This window comes from Peribacillus simplex (assembly GCF_001578185.1).
GTDB classification, from domain to species: Bacteria; Bacillota; Bacilli; order Bacillales; family DSM-1321; genus Peribacillus; species Peribacillus simplex_A.
In genome coordinates this window covers 4,934,423-4,953,613 of the sequence record NZ_CP011008.1, presented here as the reverse complement: position 1 = coordinate 4,953,613, position 19,191 = coordinate 4,934,423, and the positions used below count along the sequence as shown (strand labels likewise).

Annotated in this window: 17 protein-coding genes, 1 pseudogene and 1 riboswitch; of the genes and pseudogenes, 10 read left to right on the top strand and 8 right to left on the bottom strand. The window is 41.4% G+C overall.

The annotated features are described in order from the left end of the window. Window positions 1-10: 10 nt before the first annotated feature. Window positions 11-631 carry an RraA family protein gene (locus UP17_RS23280; RefSeq protein WP_061465513.1) on the bottom strand — a complete coding sequence of 207 codons (621 nt, stop codon included), beginning with the start codon at window positions 629-631 and terminating at the stop codon, window positions 11-13. A 363-nt stretch (window positions 632-994) separates the two neighbouring features. Then, window positions 995-1,174 carry a hypothetical protein gene (locus UP17_RS23275; protein WP_061465512.1) on the bottom strand — a complete coding sequence of 60 codons (180 nt, stop codon included), beginning with the start codon at window positions 1,172-1,174 and terminating at the stop codon, window positions 995-997. Between the two features lie 119 nt (window positions 1,175-1,293). Between UP17_RS23275 and UP17_RS23270 the strand changes: the two genes are divergently transcribed. From UP17_RS23270 to UP17_RS23240, 6 genes and pseudogenes are all read left to right on the top strand, one after another. Then, window positions 1,294-1,623 (top strand): DUF948 domain-containing protein, encoded by a 330-nt coding sequence (locus UP17_RS23270; RefSeq protein WP_061465511.1) that lies wholly within the window; start codon window positions 1,294-1,296, stop codon window positions 1,621-1,623. Between the two features lie 486 nt (window positions 1,624-2,109). Then, on the top strand, window positions 2,110-2,637 hold the full coding sequence (locus tag UP17_RS23265) for a YhcN/YlaJ family sporulation lipoprotein (protein WP_061465510.1): 528 nt from the start codon (window positions 2,110-2,112) through the stop codon (window positions 2,635-2,637). A gap of 229 nt (window positions 2,638-2,866) precedes the next feature. Further along, the gene (locus UP17_RS23260) at window positions 2,867-4,375 is read left to right on the top strand and encodes a spore germination protein (protein WP_061465509.1); all 1,509 of its coding nucleotides are present in this window, start codon (window positions 2,867-2,869) and stop codon (window positions 4,373-4,375) included. Between the two features lie 23 nt (window positions 4,376-4,398). Further along, window positions 4,399-5,499, top strand: a pseudogene (locus tag UP17_RS29055) (GerAB/ArcD/ProY family transporter). Next, the gene (locus tag UP17_RS23245) at window positions 5,496-6,578 is read left to right on the top strand and encodes a Ger(x)C family spore germination protein (RefSeq protein WP_061465506.1); all 1,083 of its coding nucleotides are present in this window, start codon (window positions 5,496-5,498) and stop codon (window positions 6,576-6,578) included. Before UP17_RS29055 ends, UP17_RS23245 begins: the two are co-directional and overlap by 4 nt. An 83-nt stretch (window positions 6,579-6,661) precedes the next feature. Continuing rightward, complete coding sequence (locus UP17_RS23240; protein WP_061465505.1) at window positions 6,662-8,341, top strand: glycoside hydrolase family 13 protein; 1,680 nt, start codon at window positions 6,662-6,664, stop codon at window positions 8,339-8,341. A 48-nt stretch (window positions 8,342-8,389) separates the two neighbouring features. Here the strand turns inward: UP17_RS23240 and UP17_RS23235 are convergent, their stop codons facing one another. The 3 genes from UP17_RS23235 to UP17_RS29635 form a co-directional block, all read right to left on the bottom strand. Further along, window positions 8,390-9,841 (bottom strand): amino acid permease, encoded by a 1,452-nt coding sequence (locus tag UP17_RS23235; RefSeq protein WP_061465504.1) that lies wholly within the window; start codon window positions 9,839-9,841, stop codon window positions 8,390-8,392. A gap of 96 nt (window positions 9,842-9,937) precedes the next feature. Next, window positions 9,938-10,122, bottom strand: a riboswitch (Lysine riboswitch). A gap of 254 nt (window positions 10,123-10,376) precedes the next feature. Next, window positions 10,377-11,339, bottom strand: coding sequence for a LacI family DNA-binding transcriptional regulator (locus UP17_RS23230; RefSeq protein WP_061465503.1), 963 nt, complete (start codon window positions 11,337-11,339; stop codon window positions 10,377-10,379). Window positions 11,340-11,911: 572 nt separating this feature from the next. Next, window positions 11,912-12,034 carry a hypothetical protein gene (locus UP17_RS29635; RefSeq protein ID WP_349817581.1) on the bottom strand — a complete coding sequence of 41 codons (123 nt, stop codon included), beginning with the start codon at window positions 12,032-12,034 and terminating at the stop codon, window positions 11,912-11,914. A 156-nt stretch (window positions 12,035-12,190) separates the two neighbouring features. Between UP17_RS29635 and rodA the strand changes: the two genes are divergently transcribed. Beyond that, the gene (rodA, locus tag UP17_RS23225; RefSeq protein ID WP_061465502.1) at window positions 12,191-13,363 is read left to right on the top strand and encodes a rod shape-determining protein RodA; all 1,173 of its coding nucleotides are present in this window, start codon (window positions 12,191-12,193) and stop codon (window positions 13,361-13,363) included. A gap of 81 nt (window positions 13,364-13,444) precedes the next feature. Here rodA and UP17_RS23220 read toward each other — a convergent pair whose 3' ends face one another. Next, on the bottom strand, window positions 13,445-13,780 hold the full coding sequence (locus UP17_RS23220; RefSeq protein WP_061465501.1) for a spore coat protein: 336 nt from the start codon (window positions 13,778-13,780) through the stop codon (window positions 13,445-13,447). Window positions 13,781-13,793: 13 nt separating this feature from the next. After that, complete coding sequence (locus UP17_RS23215; RefSeq protein WP_061465500.1) at window positions 13,794-14,072, bottom strand: hypothetical protein; 279 nt, start codon at window positions 14,070-14,072, stop codon at window positions 13,794-13,796. A 149-nt stretch (window positions 14,073-14,221) separates the two neighbouring features. Between UP17_RS23215 and UP17_RS23210 the strand changes: the two genes are divergently transcribed. Next, complete coding sequence (locus UP17_RS23210; RefSeq protein WP_061465499.1) at window positions 14,222-15,139, top strand: proline dehydrogenase family protein; 918 nt, start codon at window positions 14,222-14,224, stop codon at window positions 15,137-15,139. Window positions 15,140-15,187: 48 nt separating this feature from the next. On the opposite strand, the gene UP17_RS27125 is transcribed toward UP17_RS23210, so the two are convergent. Beyond that, complete coding sequence (locus UP17_RS27125; protein ID WP_081108942.1) at window positions 15,188-15,316, bottom strand: YuzL family protein; 129 nt, start codon at window positions 15,314-15,316, stop codon at window positions 15,188-15,190. A gap of 210 nt (window positions 15,317-15,526) precedes the next feature. Here UP17_RS27125 and UP17_RS23205 point away from each other — a divergent pair, with 210 nt between their 5' ends. Beyond that, window positions 15,527-17,911, top strand: a complete 2,385-nt coding sequence (locus UP17_RS23205) for a 3-hydroxyacyl-CoA dehydrogenase/enoyl-CoA hydratase family protein (protein WP_061465498.1) — start codon at window positions 15,527-15,529, stop codon at window positions 17,909-17,911. A gap of 70 nt (window positions 17,912-17,981) precedes the next feature. After that, on the top strand, window positions 17,982-19,160 hold the full coding sequence (locus UP17_RS23200; RefSeq protein ID WP_061465497.1) for an acetyl-CoA C-acetyltransferase: 1,179 nt from the start codon (window positions 17,982-17,984) through the stop codon (window positions 19,158-19,160). Window positions 19,161-19,191 lie beyond the last annotated feature (31 nt).

The window sequence follows — 19,191 nt, the reverse complement described above, 5'->3', positions numbered from 1 at the left end:
ATGCGTTAGATCATGCTTTATTGGTCATCATGGCAATATACTTTCTTATTTCTTCAGGCTTACCCGCGTATTTTTCTGCACGCAGTTTATCTTTCATGATTTTATCCTTTGCTTTGATCAGGATTTCTTCACCCATGGGTTGTGGCACGACAACGACTCCATCTATGTCCCCTATGATGATGTCACCTGGAAACACTGTGACACCTCCACAGGAAATGGGGATATTGGTTTGCCCTACACCAGCTTTGCCACTTGAGGCAACCGTTGTCCCTTTACTGAAAACAGGGAAATTCATTTCTTTAATTGCTTCAAGATCACGAATGACTCCATCGACTACGAGACCGCCAATTTCCATGGTCTGCATCATGCCGACAACAAAGTCACCTGCTATTGCACGGTATGTATCACCTTTGCTGTCAACGACTATTATATCTCCAGGTCTTGCTTCGCCGATTGCTTTCAAGACGGCTGAATTATCACCGACGGGCATCAGTACGGTTAAAGCACGTCCGGCAAAATGAAACTCTTCTTTTAAGGGTTTAATCGCTGATTCCAGATTGTTCAATCCTTCCATTGCATCTGAAATGGCCGTGGTGGGCAAATTCCTAAACTGTTGAATGAGAGCATCCATGAATATGATTCCTCCTTGAAGGTTATGAATATAGTCTAATTATACACAAATTTCGTAATTTTCCATTTAGTTTCTGCTTATCGGTAAAATGGGAAATGTGGTGAAGTTCTTCTGTCATAAGGGGGCAAGGCAAGTCAATGGTTTAATCAATCGATTGATTAAATTTTCATTTTCATGGAGTATACTTTACACATCGCGTTTCCTACTTGTTCTGTATGTACTTCTATATAGCCTGTTTACTTCATTCGCCTATGTCATCAAGAGGGAAATATCTCAGTTATCCTGCCTCGAGCGACGGCGCAGTGAAGCGGTCCTTAAGTGGAACCGGTGTGAGGGAGATCACTAAAGAGTTTTCAACAATCTTCAAAGCAGGAGCAAAACCAAGACGGAGGTTGCCAATGTAAGCCAAAGCGGGCTAAAAACTTCTGGATGAATGATCAAAAAAATGATTCCTGCTATAACGGCAGCCTGTTGTATGGTTATATGTCTAATGAAGTGTATTCCGGCTTTAAAACAGGCTTTAAGTAGAGGCATATGATTCATTTTCATTCCTCCTTTTTCTTTCAATAATATGACCAGGCATAAAAGAAAATACATGGGGATTCGTTTTCTGCTCAAGGATTACGGGTATAGTAAAGGTAAAATAAAAGGAGGAATCATAGGTGATTATTGTATACATTAGTCTTGCCCTCTTTATCGGATCGATCATCTATTTCGCTTTTTTTGCTTTCAAAACATTTAAGGATTCCAAGCCGACAATTGAAAGTGTGACTGGAACTGTTTCACGCATTCAGGCAAAAACGGATCAGATTAAATCAGAGACGGATCAACTCGCCATGACTCAGCAAGAAATCACAGAAGATGTTCAATATAAAAAAGAGGCTGTACAATATACGGTTGATGCCGCTAAAAAAACACCGGAACCATTCAAAAATATTTGGTTTACCATAAAAGGCGACAAATGGAAGCTTAGAAATAAAAGTGATGCATAGGCGTTTGCCCGAATTTGGAAATGCACATGATATCGTAAAGTAATAAAAGATTTGTTGAAATTTTACCGGAATGGTTCAGGAGAAACGCGCAGGGATCTGCTTACACGGAGGGGAAAAAGCCCGAGAGGTTATGATTATGACCTATCGGGCTTTTTTTGTATTGGAGAGGAAAAAGAGATGGCTTTGATTCAATTGTGATTGCGTGATTATTTAATATAGGCGATGAGTTTAAAATATAATGATTGCTGGCATGGTTATTAGTTTTTTTATCATCGGCGATAAAAATCATTGCCTAGGGAACCCATTATGCTTATTGGGACTGGAATAGGGGCTCCAGGGATCAGTTCTGGTAGGCATCATGTACGGTACGAGGTGCGTTTGGTGTTTTTTGGGTGAAGGTACTATCGGATTGAAAGTCACTTCTCATGAATAATCTATCCACTCCTCGTAAATAGTAATATTAAACGTTTGAAAGGAGTGGAGAATATGAATTATAAGGCGATAGTATCAAGTGTGATGATGGTTTTAGTGATTACAGGTTGTTCTACTAATAATAAACAAGGTGCCAATGAAAATCTTGGCCTGAATCGTACGCATCAGGATAATGTAAAACATCCGACGAATGTAAGCGATACAAAGCGAAATATAAATAATGATAATGATAATGATAATGATGCAAACGGTATGAGGGTCTCCGATGATATCTCAAATCGTGTTGAAGCCTTGAAGGAAGTAAAGGACGCCAGGGTCATCGTGACTGATAATAATGCATATGTTGGGGCAGTATTAAATGACGGCGGGGATAAAGATATCTCGAATGACCTTAAAGGCAGGATTGCAGATGCAGCAAGAGGAGCAGATCCATCGGTAGACAACGTTTATGTTTCGACAAACCCTGACTTTGTTCAAAGCATGCATAAGTATGCGAATGACATTCAGAATGGAAAACCCGTTGCAGGATTCGTTGATGAGTTCCGTAAACTTGTAACACGCGTTTTTCCAAGCCAAAAGTAATTGGCAAAGAGTTAAATGAATTAAGGCGCAAAGGCTTATCCGTTAGATATCATGCTTTTTTAGGCATGGGATCCGGATAGGCCTTTTCCTATTTCAGGGAAAAAACTAAAGGTAATCAGCAGCGAGTTGGTTTTTAGGATATCGGTGAATCATGACTAACTTTAAAGAGGGTGGTTACAATAATTGGGTAAACTAAAAAATTCAAGACAGGTAATGGGAGGCGGAATTAGTGAGGTTTTTTAAGGGAAGGAAGAAAACGGATGCAGCAGCCTTTCAGGTTACTTCCAAGGACTTTCAAGAACTTCTTAAAAAATTTGAAGCATCTAATGATTTTCTTACCTTCCAATTCCCGAATGAAGATGGCTATACCATCTCCTATTTCAATTCACTGATTAGTGAACAACAGCTCCATGAACAAGTACTGGCTGTCATCTCTAATCAAACAAAGAAGGATCTTAAGCAATTAAAAAGCGATATTCCGATGGAAGATATGAAAGTGACGACTGATATTAACGTTATTCAAAGGTTGGTTTTGGAAGGATCGATCTTGATTCAATACAAGAAAGATGATGAAATGTGTTTGCTGATTCCTTGTGCTCACAGTGTGAAAAGGCAAACTTCCATACCCGAGTCGGAGTATACAGTCGCTGGGCCTAAGGAGGCTTTTGTTGAATCGCTTGATACGAATTTGAATCTAATTCGCAATCGGTTACCAATTCCTGAATTGCAGTCCAAGGAATTTCGGGTTGGGAGCATCTCGCAAACCAGGTTAGTGGTGCTCTACATAGATGGGATTGTAAATCAACAGATCATCAATACAGTCATGCAGAGAATAGATGATATAGAGTATGATACGATCGTGGATATTTCGTTTGTAAACCAGATGATCACGGATAATCGGAATTCGATGTTTCCCCAACTGATTGATACGGAGCGGCCTGACCATCTGGCCAGTGTATTATCAGAGGGGAAAATAGGGATCATGCTGGATGGATCGCCTCATGCATTAGTTGGTCCCAACACCATCATTTCGTTCTTTTCTTCATTTGAGGATTATTTTCAAATTTGGAATCTTGGTACTTCATTCCGTTTGATTCGTCTTTTCGCAGTCCTGTTTTCCGTTTTATCTTCACCTCTGTATGTTGCCGTTTTAACCTATCATTATCTGGTGATCCCTACTGATTTGTTGCCAATCTTAATTTCATCAAGGGGTGTGATCCCTTTTCCGCCGATTTTGGAAGCGATCGTGCTGGAAGGAACGATCGAATTGCTGAGGGAAGCAGCGGTTAGGCTGCCTGCCAAGGTGGGCTCTACCATCGGCATTGTTGGCGGTATAGTCATCGGTACAGCCGCTGTGGAAGCGGGATTTGTCAGTAATGTGCTATTGATGCTTGTCGCTTTGGCTGCCTTGGCTTCATTTACAGTGCCAATTTACCAAATCAGTAATACGATTCGCCTTATCCGCTTCCCTTTTCTAATTGCAGCGCAGTTATACGGACTGTTCGGATTAGCTTTATGCAGTGCATTCATTTTAAGTCATTTATTGAAATTGACTTCGCTTGGCAGTCCATATTTAGACCCTCTTTACCCGTTAAGGATTTATGACTTTAAAGATAGTCTAATTCGCCTCCCTTTTTCAAAGCAGATTAAACGCCCACAATTTCTGCAGACGGAAAAGCCACTAAGAATAAGGAGGAAGGAGGAAACTAATAACTCCCAAAGTGATATTGATGAATAAGGCGAAGAAAGCGGTGAAAATGTATGGAAGTCAAACCAAAGGAAACTAAACTAATATCTCCATTTTTTGTTTTTTTCCTCTTGCCAGGCATGCAGATCGGAGTAGGGGTATTGGGGTTTGAACGGATCATAGCGAAAGAGGCTGGTCAAGACGCTTGGATATCGGTCCTCATTTCAGGGTTAATCATAAATGTTCTGCTTTGGATGTGTTTCAAGCTTTTAGGCAGGGGCCCCCAAACACTGGATTTGGTTGCCATCCATAAAGATTTGTTTGGTAAATGGGTAGGAAATGCTTTCAACATTTTTTTCATCCTCTACTTTATAATGATCTCCATCATTCTTATCAGGACTTATTTGGAAGTCATTCAGGTTTGGATGTTCCCTGGTGTTAATGTCCTGATGCTATTAACCATCATTCTAATTCTCGTGTATAGTTTTGTGGTGGGAGGGTTTAGGGCCGTTACTGGTTTTTGTATAATCGGACTTATTATTGCATCGCCGTTATTACTTTTGAATTATTTCCCATTAAAGCACGCCCACTTTGAGAATTTGGGTCCTTTACTTGATCATTCCTTTTTGGAAATCATGAAGGCCTGTAAGAGAATGACCCTGAATTACCTTGGTTTTGAATTACTCCTGATCTAGTACCCATTCATTAAAAAGCGTGAAGACTCTCAAAAGTGGGCCCACTTAGGTGCGTTGTTTACTATGTCGATATATTTAGTCTTCATTATTGTCTCGTTAGCCTACTATCATCAAGATCAGCTGAAAGATGTAATTTGGGCTACATTGACTTTATGGAAAATTGTGGACCTTCCATTCGTTGAAAGGTTTGAATATATAGGGATTTCCGTTTGGCTGTTCATGGTGCTGCCGAATGTTTGCCTAGGGGTTTGGGCAGCGAGCAGAACAGTAAAAAGAGTGTTGGGATTTAGACAGAAAAAGGTGTTAGTTTACATCCTGCTTATCATTTTAGTTTCTTGCTGTTTTTTGGATAACCGCTATAGAATCGATAGGTTTAACACAATCAGTTCGGAAATAGGTTTTTATATCATTTATTTGTACCTTCCTCTCTTATTCATATGGCAGTCGATTGTCTATAAAGTTAGGAGTCTTAATCCATGAAAATCAAACTTCTCTTGATTACATTATGTTGTTTCATGATGACAGCATGCGGGGTGGAGAAGCAAATATTAGAAGATATTTTAATTGCTGAAGTCGTAGGTTATGATGATGCCGGAGATAAAAAAGTGAAAGGAACGGTCGTTGTCAGCGTTCCTCAGCCTGGGGAAGAAGCAAAACTAAGTAGAGAAGTATATGAAGCGACCTCCCATAATATAAAGACTGGCCGCCAGCAAGAAAATGCAAAAACACCATTCCCGATTGTCGGCGGGAGACTGACAGTCATTCTCTATGGTGAAGAATTGGCAGGTAAGGGCTTGAATGATTATATTGATACATATAGGCGTGACCCAATGGTGGGAAGGGATTTATATTTAGCGATCGTTCATGGCAAAGCGGAGGATGTAGTTAAAATGGAGCCGAAGTTGATTAAAACTCCAGGAGTCCAAGTGAAAGAGCTGATCGAACAGAATATCAGGACTAATTTGCCTGATGTAGATTTGCACAGGTATTTATATGCGTGTCATGGTAAAGGAATCGATCCGGTCATGCCCCTATTGGAAACTGCAGGAGACCGTATACGGGTAAAGGGTATCGCCCTGTTTAAAAGGGACAAGTATATCGGTAAATATATCCCTTATCAGGACGGATTTTTATTCAAAGTCCTTAGTGAAAATTTTAAGCTGGGGAGTTATGAAATCAAATGGAAGGAAAATGACTTTTCAGATATCAATAACGTGGAATCACGTGTCCATTATGATATCAGGAATGCAAATCAAGACCCCAAAGTCAGGATTGAAGTGAAATTAAAAGCGAGTCTGCTTGAGGTCCAAGGTTATGACTTGGGTAAATCAGTCGACCTGAATAAAATAGAGGCCAAAGCAGAACATGTCATTGGTGAAAAATTACATGAAATGGTAACCATGTTTCGGGAAAATAACATAGATCCGATTGCACTCGGTGATATCGCTAAAAGTAAAACAAGAAATTTCAATCAAAAACATTGGGAGGAGGCCTATCCTCATATTCCAATCGAGGTGGATTTGGATATTGAAATGATTCAAACGGGAATAGTAGAATAAAAGAAGAATATTCTGAAGTTTCGCCCTTTATAATAGGGGTATTGGTGTAATTATATCAATGCGGCTAAAGAGGGGGGAAAGGCATGGACAAAGCATGGTGGAAAGAGGCAGTTGTATATCAAGTGTATCCAAGGAGTTTCATGGATAGTGATGGAGATGGGGTAGGGGATTTAAACGGGATCTTTATGAAACTCGATTATTTACAGGAGCTGGGTGTGAACGTGATATGGCTATCCCCTGTTTATCAATCTCCCAATGATGACAATGGGTACGATATCAGTGATTATCAATCAATCATGACTGAATTCGGGACCATGGCTGATTTTGACAGGTTGCTGAAGGCATTGCATGAACGTGGAATGAAGATCATGATGGACCTGGTGGTCAACCATTCTTCAGATGAACATTCGTGGTTCAAGGAATCCCGATCCTCTATAGACAATCCAAAGCGTGATTATTATATTTGGAAACCTGGAAGGCATGGGAAAGAACCAAATAATTGGGAGTCCGTTTTTAAAGGTTCGGCATGGGAATATGATGCAGGAACAGATGAATATTATTTACACTTATTCAGCAAGAAACAACCGGATTTAAACTGGGAGAACCCTAAGCTCCGTGAAGAAATCTACAGCATGATGACTTGGTGGCTGGATAAGGGTGTCGATGGTTTTCGGATGGATGTCATCAACTTCCTATCAAAAGATCAGAGCTATTCAGATGGATCCATTCAGCATGGGAAGCAGTTTGGTGATGGAAGCCCCTTTTTCTTGAATGGCCCGCGGATACATGAGTTTTTACAGGAAATCAATCAACGGGCACTTTCAGGATATGACGTGATTACCGTTGGGGAGATGCCAGGAGTCACACCGGAGGAAGCGCAATTGTTCACAGGGAAAGATCGTGGTGAATTACATATGGTCTTTCAATTCGAACATATGGATTTGGGGGGCGGACCAGAAGGGAAATGGAGTAACGAAAAGTGGAACCTAAGCGATTTAAAACGAATTCTTTCCAAGTGGCAGACTGGTTTGGAGGAGGATGGCTGGAACAGTTTATATTGGAACAATCATGATCAGTCCCGGATTGTCTCAAGGTTTGGAAATGATGGAAAGTATCGTATTGAAAGCGCAAAGATGCTTGCCGCCTGTCTTCATATGCTTCAAGGTACACCTTATATATATCAAGGGGAAGAGCTGGGAATGACCAATGTTGCATTTGAAAGCATTGATGAATATCGGGATATTGAAACGTTGAATTCATATGACGAACTCGTCAATTCGCATGGCTGGTCAAAAGAGCGGATGATGTCAGCCATTCACGCCCGAAGCAGGGATAATGCGAGGACACCGGTTCAGTGGAATGACTCCCGGAACGCAGGATTCACGAAAGGGACTCCTTGGATTAAGGTCAATCCCAATTTTCCCGAGATTAATGCAGAAAAAGCCTACAATGATCCAAATTCCATTTTTCATTTTTATAAAAGGCTTATCCAATTACGCAAAAAACATGAAATTGTCGTTTATGGCCGTTTTGAACTGCTCTGTCCAGATGATGAACGAATATTTGCCTATACGAGAACGTTTGAAGATGAAAAGCTGTTAGTGCTATGCAACTTTAAGGAGGAGCATGCCACATATTCTTTGCCTGAAGAGCTAAATTCATATTCTGCTACAAGGCTGATCGGTAATTATGAACAGGGGGAAAAAGGAATCTCGAGAATGCCTCTGCGTCCATATGAATGTCGTGTGTATCATTTGAAATGAAAAAGGACCTGGTTTTCTCCATTAGAGAAGACCAGGTCCTTTTTAGTATTATTTTGAATTAAGGTCACATTCCTCAAGAGGAATGACTTTCGTTTTATGTTTAATTTTATAGCCGAACCATAGGACGAAAAATAGAATTAAGCCAATGTAGGAAACGAACATTGAATTCCAGTCGATCCCATTACTGCTGAATGCTTGATAGCCTTGTCCGATGATAATGATAATACATAGGACAAGGGCGAATATTGGCCCGAATGGGAAGCCTTTGGCCCGGTATGGTAAAGCATTCATATCAAGGCCTTGAGCTGCGTAGGCTTTGCGGAATCGATAATGGGCGATCGCAATCCCGACCCAGGTGACGAATCCTGCCATGCCTGAAGCATTCAATAACCAAATATAAACGACACCATCTCCGAAAAATGATGCTAAGAATGCAACGCAGCCTACTAAAGAAGTCACGATAAGTGCATTCACGGGTACTCCTCTTTTATCTAACTTGCCAAGGAATTTAGGTGCTTTCCCATCACGTGCCAAGTCCCAGAGCATACGGGTTGAAGCGTACATGCCTGAGTTACCGGCGGAAAGTACGGATGATAAAATGATCGCGTTCATGATGGATGCAGCAAATGCAAGGCCAGCCCGTTCAAATACGAGCGTGAAGGGACTTACGGCAACATCTTCACTCAATAAACGTGAATCCGTAAACGGAATGATCATTCCAATTACAAAAATGGCAAGGATATAGAATAAGATGATGCGCCAGAAAACGGATCTGATCGCCTTAGGGATATTCTTTTCTGGATCTTCACTTTCACCAGCCGTCACTCCAAGCAATTCTGTTCCTTGGAATGAAAAGCCGGCAGCCATGAATACACCTAGAATCGTGAAGAACCCTCCATTAAAGGGACCTTCGCCCATTGTGAAATTGGAAAAACCAATAGGGTCTTTTCCACCCATGATTCCGAGAATGATCAGAACACCAGTGATCAAGAAAATGACGACTGTCACGACTTTGATCATGGCAAACCAGAATTCTGCTTCCCCAAAACCTTTAACGGACATGTAATTGATAAGAAACATAGTGATTAACGCAATAGCACTCCAGATGAAGGAGGGAGTATCAGGAAACCAGAACTTCATAATTAAGACAACGGCTGCTAATTCAGCGGCAATGGTGATTGCCCAGTTATACCAGTAGTTCCATCCAATTGCAAAACCGAAAGACGGATCGACGAATTTGGATGCATAGACACGGAACGAACCGGCCACTGGCATGAATGCTGCCATTTCTGCAAGACTTGTCATTAAGTAATAAACCATGATGCCGATGACCGCGTATGCCACCAAGGCACCGCCGGGTCCGGCTGAATGGATGGCACCGCCACTTGCTAAAAATAAACCTGTTCCAATCGTTCCACCTAATGAAATCATCATTAAGTGCCGCGCCTTCAGGCTCCTTTTTAATTCAGTGGGGCTTGATGTTGATGGTGAATTTGGCAATTGATGTTACACTCCTTTTTATTGGAAGGGAACGAAATATAAAAAAACAGCAGTCGAAAAAGATCGACGGCTGTTTATAATAAACCCGTTTATCCTTCCGAAGATAGCTCCCCACGCTTTTAGAAAAAACGTGACAGTGATGTTCCTGTTCGGTGACACCGCCAGCGAGAATATACATGGAATATACCCTAACTTCGGCAACTTATCCTTTCAAACGGAGTCTTGAATTTTCCAGAATCTCGTCCGTTCTACTTTTATAAGCTGCAGCCTCTAACTCATCGGTAAATGAGGAAGTATTCAATTTTCTTAAATCGTAACGCCTGCTTGTAATTGGCCGTACGATGGTACTCATGAAAAATTATGCAATCGCTAATAGAATGCTAGTAACTGAGTAAACTTTACTATATCAAAATTATAAAATAACTTCTGGGATATCGCAATGATTATTTTATGTGGTTATTTTTCCCTAGTTCTCGAAAGATTGGAAGAGGAAACGATATATAAAAGTAAAGCCATTCTGATAACAATACCGTTATTAAACGGTCCTTCTTTTTATAAGGTCGTAGTCCAATTTTACATGTTGGACCGATTCGGGATTCTCAAATAGATCCACTGCCATTTTTCCAATCCATTCCAGAGGCAAGGAAATAGTCGTGATGTCCAGCATCTCACTCAGGCTATCATTATTGAAGCCCAGAATGGCCACATCTTCAGGTACCCTCATACCCGATTTCTTAGCGGTGAGTATGAATCCAGCAGCCGTGTCATCATTAGTGATGATGATTGCTTCAGGTTTGCTTATCATCGAATGCCAATCCTCAAACAACTTTACACCGTCTTTGATGTGATAACTGCCTTCAAACAACCATTCTTTATTGTTTATAAGTTGATGTTTACTCATGATATCGTTAAAGGCCTTTGTTCGAAGAGAACTGTTCCTGCTCTTTTTACGGCCGAGGCTGTATCCAATTTTCTTATATCCTTTAGAAATCACGTATTCAAGGGCACAGGAGAATGCTGCATAATGATCAATGCTGATGGATGAGAATTCAGCCTGGGCTGTATCCTCACATAAGATAATAGGTCCGTATTTTTGATAATCCAAGAGGATTTTCATTTCCGAAATTCTTGAACAAACGATAATGCCATCGAGTTGCTTCATTTGCAGCATATTCAAAGCCTGGATTTCTTTCTCTCTTTCATAATGGGTTTGAAAGATCACTATATGACACCCAATTGCATTTGCCTGTTTAGTAATTCCGTTAACGATTGCCCCGTAATATGGGTGATTGGTGAAGGGGATGATGATGCCGATAAGATTTGTTTTGCCTTTTGAAAGATGAATGGCGTTGATGTTTCTCGAATAATTCAAGCGATCAATGGCTTGTAAAACGCTCTCTCTCTTATCAAGGCTTACATAAGGATGATTATTCAATACACGAGATACTGTTGAGACAGATACACCAGCACATTGAGCAATTTCTTTAATGTTTGTCATGGGATCACCATTTTTTCTTTTTTTTATATTGTACCGTATGAAACCCATTTCAGAGCAAGAGAACAGAGCATGGCTGCTGAAGATTTCTTCAAATAAGGTCTTGTTCTGGTATGGGTTTCATCCTTTAAGATTGGTTTAAGTCTTAGCGGAGGAGGAGATCAAGATGTTCCAAACTTTAATCAGCCTGTTTGTACTTTGCGGAATCGAATTGGGATTGGCGTACTTGGCAGTTTCTTTAAAGCCGGAAAAATGATTGGCAATGCACATGGAATGCCAGATGCCCGTCGAGAAATCCGCGTTTACTCTTGAAGTAAACACGTTTACTCGTGAATTTCACGTCGTCCCATCATAAATATTAGAAAAAGCTCCCCTAGTTTATATTCACCATAAAAACTCCACAATATAAATATAACTTCATCATTAAGTTTCATGTACCGAAGGAAAAGCACTCTCCATTTTAGTAGTTTGAATGCTCATCATACCTGCCGCAACGGCTTATCTGATGACAGATCGGTTAAGTAGAATGATATTGTCAGTATAATGGTCGGGGTGTTAAATTAAGTCATCGGTTATTATTCAGTTGCCATTTTGGATGCCTCGATATCCGGTTGCATGGTTTGGTTGGCCTTTCTCTTTTCCCCAAGCCATGGATTGGTCAGAAGTGTGCTGAAATTGGAGAAAATCAAAGGAGGCACATGCTTAAATTCCCCCTTTCTGCAGGCTCCATGCAGATAACTTCATGAAGCTTGTAAACTATTCTTCGATATAGTTGTGATTTTATTTGTTTAAAGTATAATGAATAAGTGTATTTAAAGTTGTATCGCAGGAGCCTTTTTAAGGGAGAGTTAAGTATGGAAGAACAAAATAAATTTTCATCTCGAATAGATTTTTCTTTGGTCACAATATTGCTGTTATTATGCGTAGGAAGTTGCTTAGCAATCTATAGTGCCCAAACGACTGGACAGTACGCGGAAAACTTCTTAATCAAACAAATCTTTTGGTATATAGTGGGGATTGGAATCGTATTTGGGTTTATCACCCTTGATTCGGATCAACTGAAAAAAATTTCCTGGTATGCCTATGGATTCGGATTATTTTTGCTTTTATTGCTGATCCTAATGCCAGAAAGCGTAGTACCTAAAATAAATGGTGCAAGAAGTTGGTACAAAATTCCAGGAGTAGGTTCGATTCAGCCATCGGAATTCATGAAGGTTTTCCTGATCCTGGCTTTAGCAAATCTTATATCAAACCATCATCTCAAAAACACGCTGAAAACGATTCAAACGGATATCTGGCTGCTTATTAAAATCGGTCTCGTTACAGGTGCCCCGCTAATGTTAATCATGCAACAGCCGGATTTAGGCACCGGGCTTGTCATCTTGTCAATCATGCTCGGAATGGTTTTCATATCAGGTATATCATGGAAGATTCTGCTGCCTATCATTTCGGGAGGAATCGCCGTCGCTTCCACGGTCCTATACTTCGTCCTTTGGAAGCCGGAGATCCTGGAAAAATACTTAGGGGTAAAAACCTATCAATTCGGCCGTATCTATTCTTGGCTTGATCCATATAATTATGCGAGCTCCGAGGGGTACCACTTAACCAGATCCTTACTGGCCATCGGCTCCGGCCAGACCACAGGTAAGGGGATAGGTGAGAGGGTAGTGTATCTCCCAGAGAGTCATTCGGATTTCATTTTCAGCATCATCGGTGAAGAATTCGGTTTCATCGGATCAAGCATCTTGATTTCCTTGTTTTTCCTATTGATTTACCACATAACAAAAACGGGAATGGACACGAAAAATAACTTCTATACATATATCTGTGTTGGCGTTATAAGCATGTTGACGTTTCACGTTTTTCAAAATATCGGCATGACGGTAGGCCTTTTACCGATTACGGGGATTCCACTTCCATTTATCAGTTATGGAGGAAGCTCGCTAATGGGGAACATGATGGCCATGGGCTTAATATTCAGCATTCGGTATCACTATAAGAAGTATATGTTTTCTACGGATATCTAAATATAAAGCCGGCCTCCCGTGGCCGGCTTTACTTGTGCAAAAAAAAACAAAGGGAAGCAGAATCTCCCCCTGAATGTTTGCTTATTGAATGTTCGATCCAGGTGGGAACTGATTTTTATATCCGGAAAATTGTTGATACGATTGGCTTAGGCCCGGAGCCTGCGCCTTTTCTAAACTATACCAGCCTTTTTCGAACATAAGGTTATAGAGCTCACGCTGCATCTCCTGATTTTCTTTCGAAACGGAGAAAATGTCTTGGAATAATGCTTGGTTACTCATTTCATGCAAGGCAACGGAAAAGGAGTTACAAAAGTACTTTTCAGTTGTGAGCATGTCATTTATAAAATCCCTGTCATTCATCTGAGGAGTCTTTGCTACAGGAGATTCTGGATTTTGGACTTTGTTTTCATTGGGCATCAAGAACCCTCCTTTACTGGTATTGTTGTTGAACCTGGTTTTGATCCGGATTCAAATGTTTCAAAATGGTATCGTAATGGCGTTGATGCATGAGTCCGCACCGATTTAACGCATCAATGATTTGTGGGTCCTTGCATTGAGTGGCAAAAAAATGTGCTTTTTTAATCGCATTCAGATTCCATGCAAGCATATCGGTTAAGTATAAGCTGTCTTTTACCGAAACCATTTCCGGTGGCTGTTTCATATAGCCGGTGGACTGCTGTTGGCTGTTAAACGAATTTTGCTGTTCCATTATTCTACCTCCTTCAGTGTTCTTTAAACGTACTTAATTTCCCCTTCAAGAAATTTTTTTATTCTTGATTCTAAATTTCTGAAAATTGAATTAAATGGTAAAATAATCTTGTGCATCTATTTTCCAAAATGATTTGGAGGGGAATGCAGATGGAAAGAATATTGAGAAGTCTATTTCTTTTTTTATCAACGAACAAAAGCATGACAATGGCAGCGAAAAAATACGGATTACGGTTTGGGGCCTCGCGTTTCGTGGCAGGAGAAACATTGGATTTGGCCTCTGTTGTGATTGCAGACCTAAATAGGAAAGGGCTTGCTGTTACCATTGATTATTTAGGCGAATTCATAGAAGAGGAACAAGAAGCAAGGAAGATGGCAGATGAGTGTATAGAAGCGATTCGCATGATTGGCAGAAATGAACTGGATTCACAGTTATCTCTGAAGCTAACCTCGATGGGCTTGGATGTATCCGAACGAGTCGCAATGAACAACATGCGGAGGATTTTAGCGGAAGCCAAAGCCCATAAGGTTTTCGTAACGCTTGACATGGAAGATTTTCCGCGCTGTCAGCCAACTTTGGATGTATTCAAAAGCTTAAAGGCTGAATATAATGAATTGGGGACTGTCATCCAAGCATATCTGTATCGGACCGAAAAGGATATTGAGGAGCTGAATGAATACCATCCGAATCTAAGACTTGTTAAAGGTGCATATAAAGAATCAAGGGAAGTGGCTTTTTCCGAGAAAAAAGACGTCGATGAAAATTTCAAGAAAATTATCAAGAAGCATTTGCTGAATGGCAATTATACAGCTGTTGCCACACATGATGATAAAATCATTGATTATACGAGAGACTTGGTCAAAGGGGAGGGAATTCCCCAGGATCAATTTGAATTTCAAATGTTGTATGGCATACGTAATGAGAAGCAGCTTGAACTTGCTAAAGAAGGATATAAGGTTAGGGTGTATGTTCCTTATGGTACGGATTGGTATGGGTATTTCATGCGCCGCCTTGCGGAGAGACCGGCCAATATTGCTTTCGTTTTAAAAGGCCTTTTCAAGAAATAGAAAGCGAGAGCCGCCCCGGATAAGGGACGGCTGCTCTAATAGAAGGCTTTATTTTTTGAATTGATTGTTCTGGCTGTTCACTTTATTGATTCGTTGACGTTCACCGCCAGGTCCGGCATTGCCTTTTACGCTTGCTGCACTTACAGCTGCTTTAGAAGGATTATTTTTACTCTTCATTTTATAATTCACCTCCTGCCCGGTTATTTTTTACTGAACAGAGGAGAAATAACCAAAGTAATTTGGAGGAAAAAATATTTTTTTTCCTGTTTAATCATTGCGGAATTTCCAAATTTATTCTATATTAATAATAAGAAAAAATATTCAAAATTTTTTGGATTAAAAATGAATGAGTATTCATTCAATATATTGCGTAAGGGGGATATAAACTTGGTTCGACAAATACGAAAGGCTGCTGTTCTAGGGTCAGGAGTTATGGGATCAGGGATTGCTGCACACCTTGCTAACATTGGCATTCCGACTTTATTATTGGATATTGTACCTCGTGAGCTCACAGAGGATGAAAAGAAAAAGGGTCTGACATTAGATAATGAACAAGTGCGTAACCGCATCAGCCAAACTGCGATTACTAAACTTTTAAAACAGAAACCAGCTCCGCTTTCTGCTAAGGGAAATATTGCATTGATCGAGGCAGGAAACCTGGAAGATGATATAAGTCGCTTAAAGGATGTCGATTGGGTCATTGAAGTGGTCGTTGAAAAACTTGAGGTTAAGCAAAGTGTATTTGCCCAGGTTGATCAGCATCGTAAACCAGGAAGCATCATTTCATCGAATACATCCGGAATCTCAATCGAAGCGATGGCAGAAGGCCGTTCGGAGGATTTTCAAAAGCACTTCCTGGGAACCCACTTCTTCAATCCACCGCGCTATCTTAAATTGTTGGAAATCATCCCTACTAAAGCTACTTCACCAGAAGTGCTCGAATACATGAAACGATTCGGAGAAGATGTACTGGGAAAAGGTGTCGTCGAAGCCAAGGATACGCCAAATTTCATCGCAAACCGCATTGGCACTTATGGTTTATTGGTCACTCTCCGGGAAATGCAAAAAGGCGGATACAGTGTCGGAGAAGTCGACTCGGTTACAGGACCGTTGATCGGAAGGGCAACTAGCGCGACTTTCCGGACACTTGATGTAGTTGGATTGGATACCTTTGCACATGTTGCCAAAAACGTATATGACCAGGTGGATGGGGAAGAAAAAGAAGTTTTCAAAATACCTGATTTCATGAATGAAATGCTTAAGAATGGGTGGCTTGGAAGCAAGTCAGGCCAAGGGTTTTTCCTGAAAAGGGGCAAGGAAATCCTTGAACTGAATCCCGAAACCCTTGAATATGCTGAACGAAAAAAATTAAAAACGCCTTCCATCGAAATGGCTAAACAGGCCAAGGGCTTGGAAAATAAACTGAAAGCGCTTGTTTATAGCGAAGACCGTGCTGGCCAATTGCTTTGGAACGTGCTGAATCCGGTGATTGTATATTCTGCCCAACTGCTTGGTGACATCGCGGATGACATAGTGGCAATCGACCAAGCGATGAAATGGGGCTTCGGATGGTCCACTGGTCCTTTTGAAACCTGGGATGCGATAGGTGTAGAGAAATCGGTAGCCCGCATGGAAGCGGATGGCCACACAGTTCCGCAATGGGTGAAGGATATGCTCGCCAAGGGCATCACTTCTTTCTATAAAGAAGAAAATGGCATTGTCCACTATTATGATAATGGTGAATATAAAGAGCTTATCGAAAATCCTAAAGTGATCAATCTTAAAGCAATCAAGAAGCAAAAAGGCGTAATCAAGAAAAACAGCGGTGCAAGCTTGATAGATATCGGTGATGGAGTGGCTCTTCTTGAATTCACTTCACCGAATAATGCAATCGGTCTGGATATCATGCAAATGATCAATGCGGCGGTCGACGAAGCGGAAGCGAATTTTAAAGGCCTGGTCATCGGTAACCAAGGCAAGAATTTCTGTGTTGGCGCTAATATTGCAATGATGTTGATGGAAGCGCAAGATGACAATATCCTCGAACTTGATATGGTCATCAGCCAATTCCAAAAGGCGATGCTTAAAATTAAGTACAGTGCGGTCCCGGTAGTGGTAGCCCCGTTTAATATGACACTTGGCGGTGGTGCTGAAGTATCCCTTCCGGCTGCGCGCATCCAGGCAACGACTGAAACGTATATGGGACTAGTGGAAGCTGGTGTAGGTTTGATCCCAGGCGGCGGCGGTACTAAAGAACTTTATGTGAAGACATTGAGGAATATGCCGAAGGGTGTCGACTTTGATTTACAGAAAGTGGCAAACAAAGTATTTGAAACGGTCGCCATGGCAAAAGTTTCAACCTCTGCTGAGGAAGCACGCGGGGATAATTTCCTTAATTCAACTGATGGAATAAGCGTGAATGCAGATCATCAACTATATGATGCGAAGCAGGCAGTCATCTCCATGTATGAACAAGGTTATACTGCTCCAACCAGCACAAAGATTCCTGTAGTAGGTGAAACGGGTTATGCCACACTGCTATTGGGGGCGGAATCCATGCGCCTTTCAGGATTCTTATCCGATCATGACCTTGTCATAGCCAAAGAGCTTGCATACGTCTTGGCAGGGGGGAAGCTCCCATTTGGCACGAAAGTGGATGAACAGTATATCTTGAACCTAGAAAAACAAGCGTTCCTAAAACTGATTTCAACTCCAAAATCACAAGCAAGGATGCAGCACATGCTTGTTAAAGGGAAACCACTTCGTAACTGATAATAGATGAAGATATGGCCAAACGAAGGTTAATAGATTGATAGCTTAAAAATGAGTAAGGGGGATCCTCATGAAAGAAGCGGTAATAGTAGCTGGAGCAAGGACTCCGGTAGGAAGAGCGAAAAAAGGTTCTCTTGCTAATGTACGCCCGGATGATTTAGGGGCTCTTGTTGTAAAGGAAACGTTAAAGCGTGCAGGGAATTATGAAGGCACCATCGATGATCTGATTATCGGTTGTGCGATGCCTGAAGCTGAGCAAGGATTGAACATGGCGCGTAACATTGGAGCATTGGCAGGATTGCCTTATACAGTGCCAGCCATAACCATTAACCGTTACTGTTCAAGCGGATTACAAAGTATCGCTTATGGAGCGGAGAGAATCATGCTTGGCCAAAGTGATACAGTCATTGCAGGCGGAGCGGAATCCATGAGCCTTCTGCCGATGATGGGCCATGTAACACGCCCGAACGCGCAACTTGCGGAAAAAGCCCCGGAATATTATATGGGTATGGGCCATACTGCTGAAGCCGTTGCAAAAAAGTACGAAATTTCCCGAGCCGATCAAGATGCATTTGCTGTACAAAGTCATCAAAGGGCGGCTAAGGCCATTGCAGAAGGAAAGTTTTCGGATGAAATCGTGCCGGTTGACGTAACCCTCCGCTCAGTGGGGCCTGATCTTAAATTAAAGGAAAAATCATTCACATTTGCGCAGGATGAGGGCGTTCGTCCAGGAACGACTATTGAAGTGCTGAAAAAACTAAGACCTGCATTCTCTGTTACAGGATCCGTAACAGCAGGGAATTCATCACAAACGAGTGATGGAGCAGCCGCGGTCATGGTCATGGATGGGGAAAAGGCATCTTCATTAGGGATGAAACCGATTGGTAAGTTCCGCTCCTTTGCTGTAGCGGGGGTACCGCCTGAAATTATGGGCATCGGACCAATTGCAGCCATTCCTAAAGCTTTAAAACTTGCAGGCCTTGAGTTATCCGATATTGGTTTATTTGAATTGAATGAAGCCTTCGCTTCCCAATCCATTCAAATCATTCGTGAGCTGGGATTGAATGAAGAGATTGTCAATGTGAATGGTGGAGCCATTGCCTTGGGCCATCCCCTAGGATGTTCAGGAGCAAAATTGACATTAAGCCTGCTTCATGAAATGAAGCGCAGAAACCAACAATTCGGAGTCGTGACAATGTGTATCGGCGGCGGAATGGGAGCTGCCGGAGTATTTGAATTATTAGCGTGACCCACCCTCTCCAGAAGCTGTCAACATGCTT

What these genes read in the sequence shown, in the direction of transcription:
- UP17_RS23240 (WP_061465505.1), top strand. Translation starts at nt 6,662, where the DNA reads ATGGACAAAGCATGGTGGAAAGAGGCAGTTGTATATCAAGTGTATCCA.
- UP17_RS23220 (WP_061465501.1), bottom strand. Translation starts at nt 13,780, where the DNA reads ATGCCCAATGAAAACAAAGTCCAAAATCCAGAATCTCCTGTAGCAAAG.
- UP17_RS23280 (WP_061465513.1), bottom strand. Translation starts at nt 631, where the DNA reads ATGGATGCTCTCATTCAACAGTTTAGGAATTTGCCCACCACGGCCATT.
- UP17_RS23200 (WP_061465497.1), top strand. Translation starts at nt 17,982, where the DNA reads ATGAAAGAAGCGGTAATAGTAGCTGGAGCAAGGACTCCGGTAGGAAGA.
- rodA (WP_061465502.1), top strand. Translation starts at nt 12,191, where the DNA reads ATGGAAGAACAAAATAAATTTTCATCTCGAATAGATTTTTCTTTGGTC.
- UP17_RS23215 (WP_061465500.1), bottom strand. Translation starts at nt 14,072, where the DNA reads ATGGAACAGCAAAATTCGTTTAACAGCCAACAGCAGTCCACCGGCTAT.
- UP17_RS23275 (WP_061465512.1), bottom strand. Translation starts at nt 1,174, where the DNA reads ATGAATCATATGCCTCTACTTAAAGCCTGTTTTAAAGCCGGAATACAC.
- UP17_RS23265 (WP_061465510.1), top strand. Translation starts at nt 2,110, where the DNA reads ATGAATTATAAGGCGATAGTATCAAGTGTGATGATGGTTTTAGTGATT.
- UP17_RS23210 (WP_061465499.1), top strand. Translation starts at nt 14,222, where the DNA reads ATGGAAAGAATATTGAGAAGTCTATTTCTTTTTTTATCAACGAACAAA.
- UP17_RS23230 (WP_061465503.1), bottom strand. Translation starts at nt 11,339, where the DNA reads ATGACAAACATTAAAGAAATTGCTCAATGTGCTGGTGTATCTGTCTCA.
- UP17_RS23245 (WP_061465506.1), top strand. Translation starts at nt 5,496, where the DNA reads ATGAAAATCAAACTTCTCTTGATTACATTATGTTGTTTCATGATGACA.
- UP17_RS27125 (WP_081108942.1), bottom strand. Translation starts at nt 15,316, where the DNA reads ATGAAGAGTAAAAATAATCCTTCTAAAGCAGCTGTAAGTGCAGCAAGC.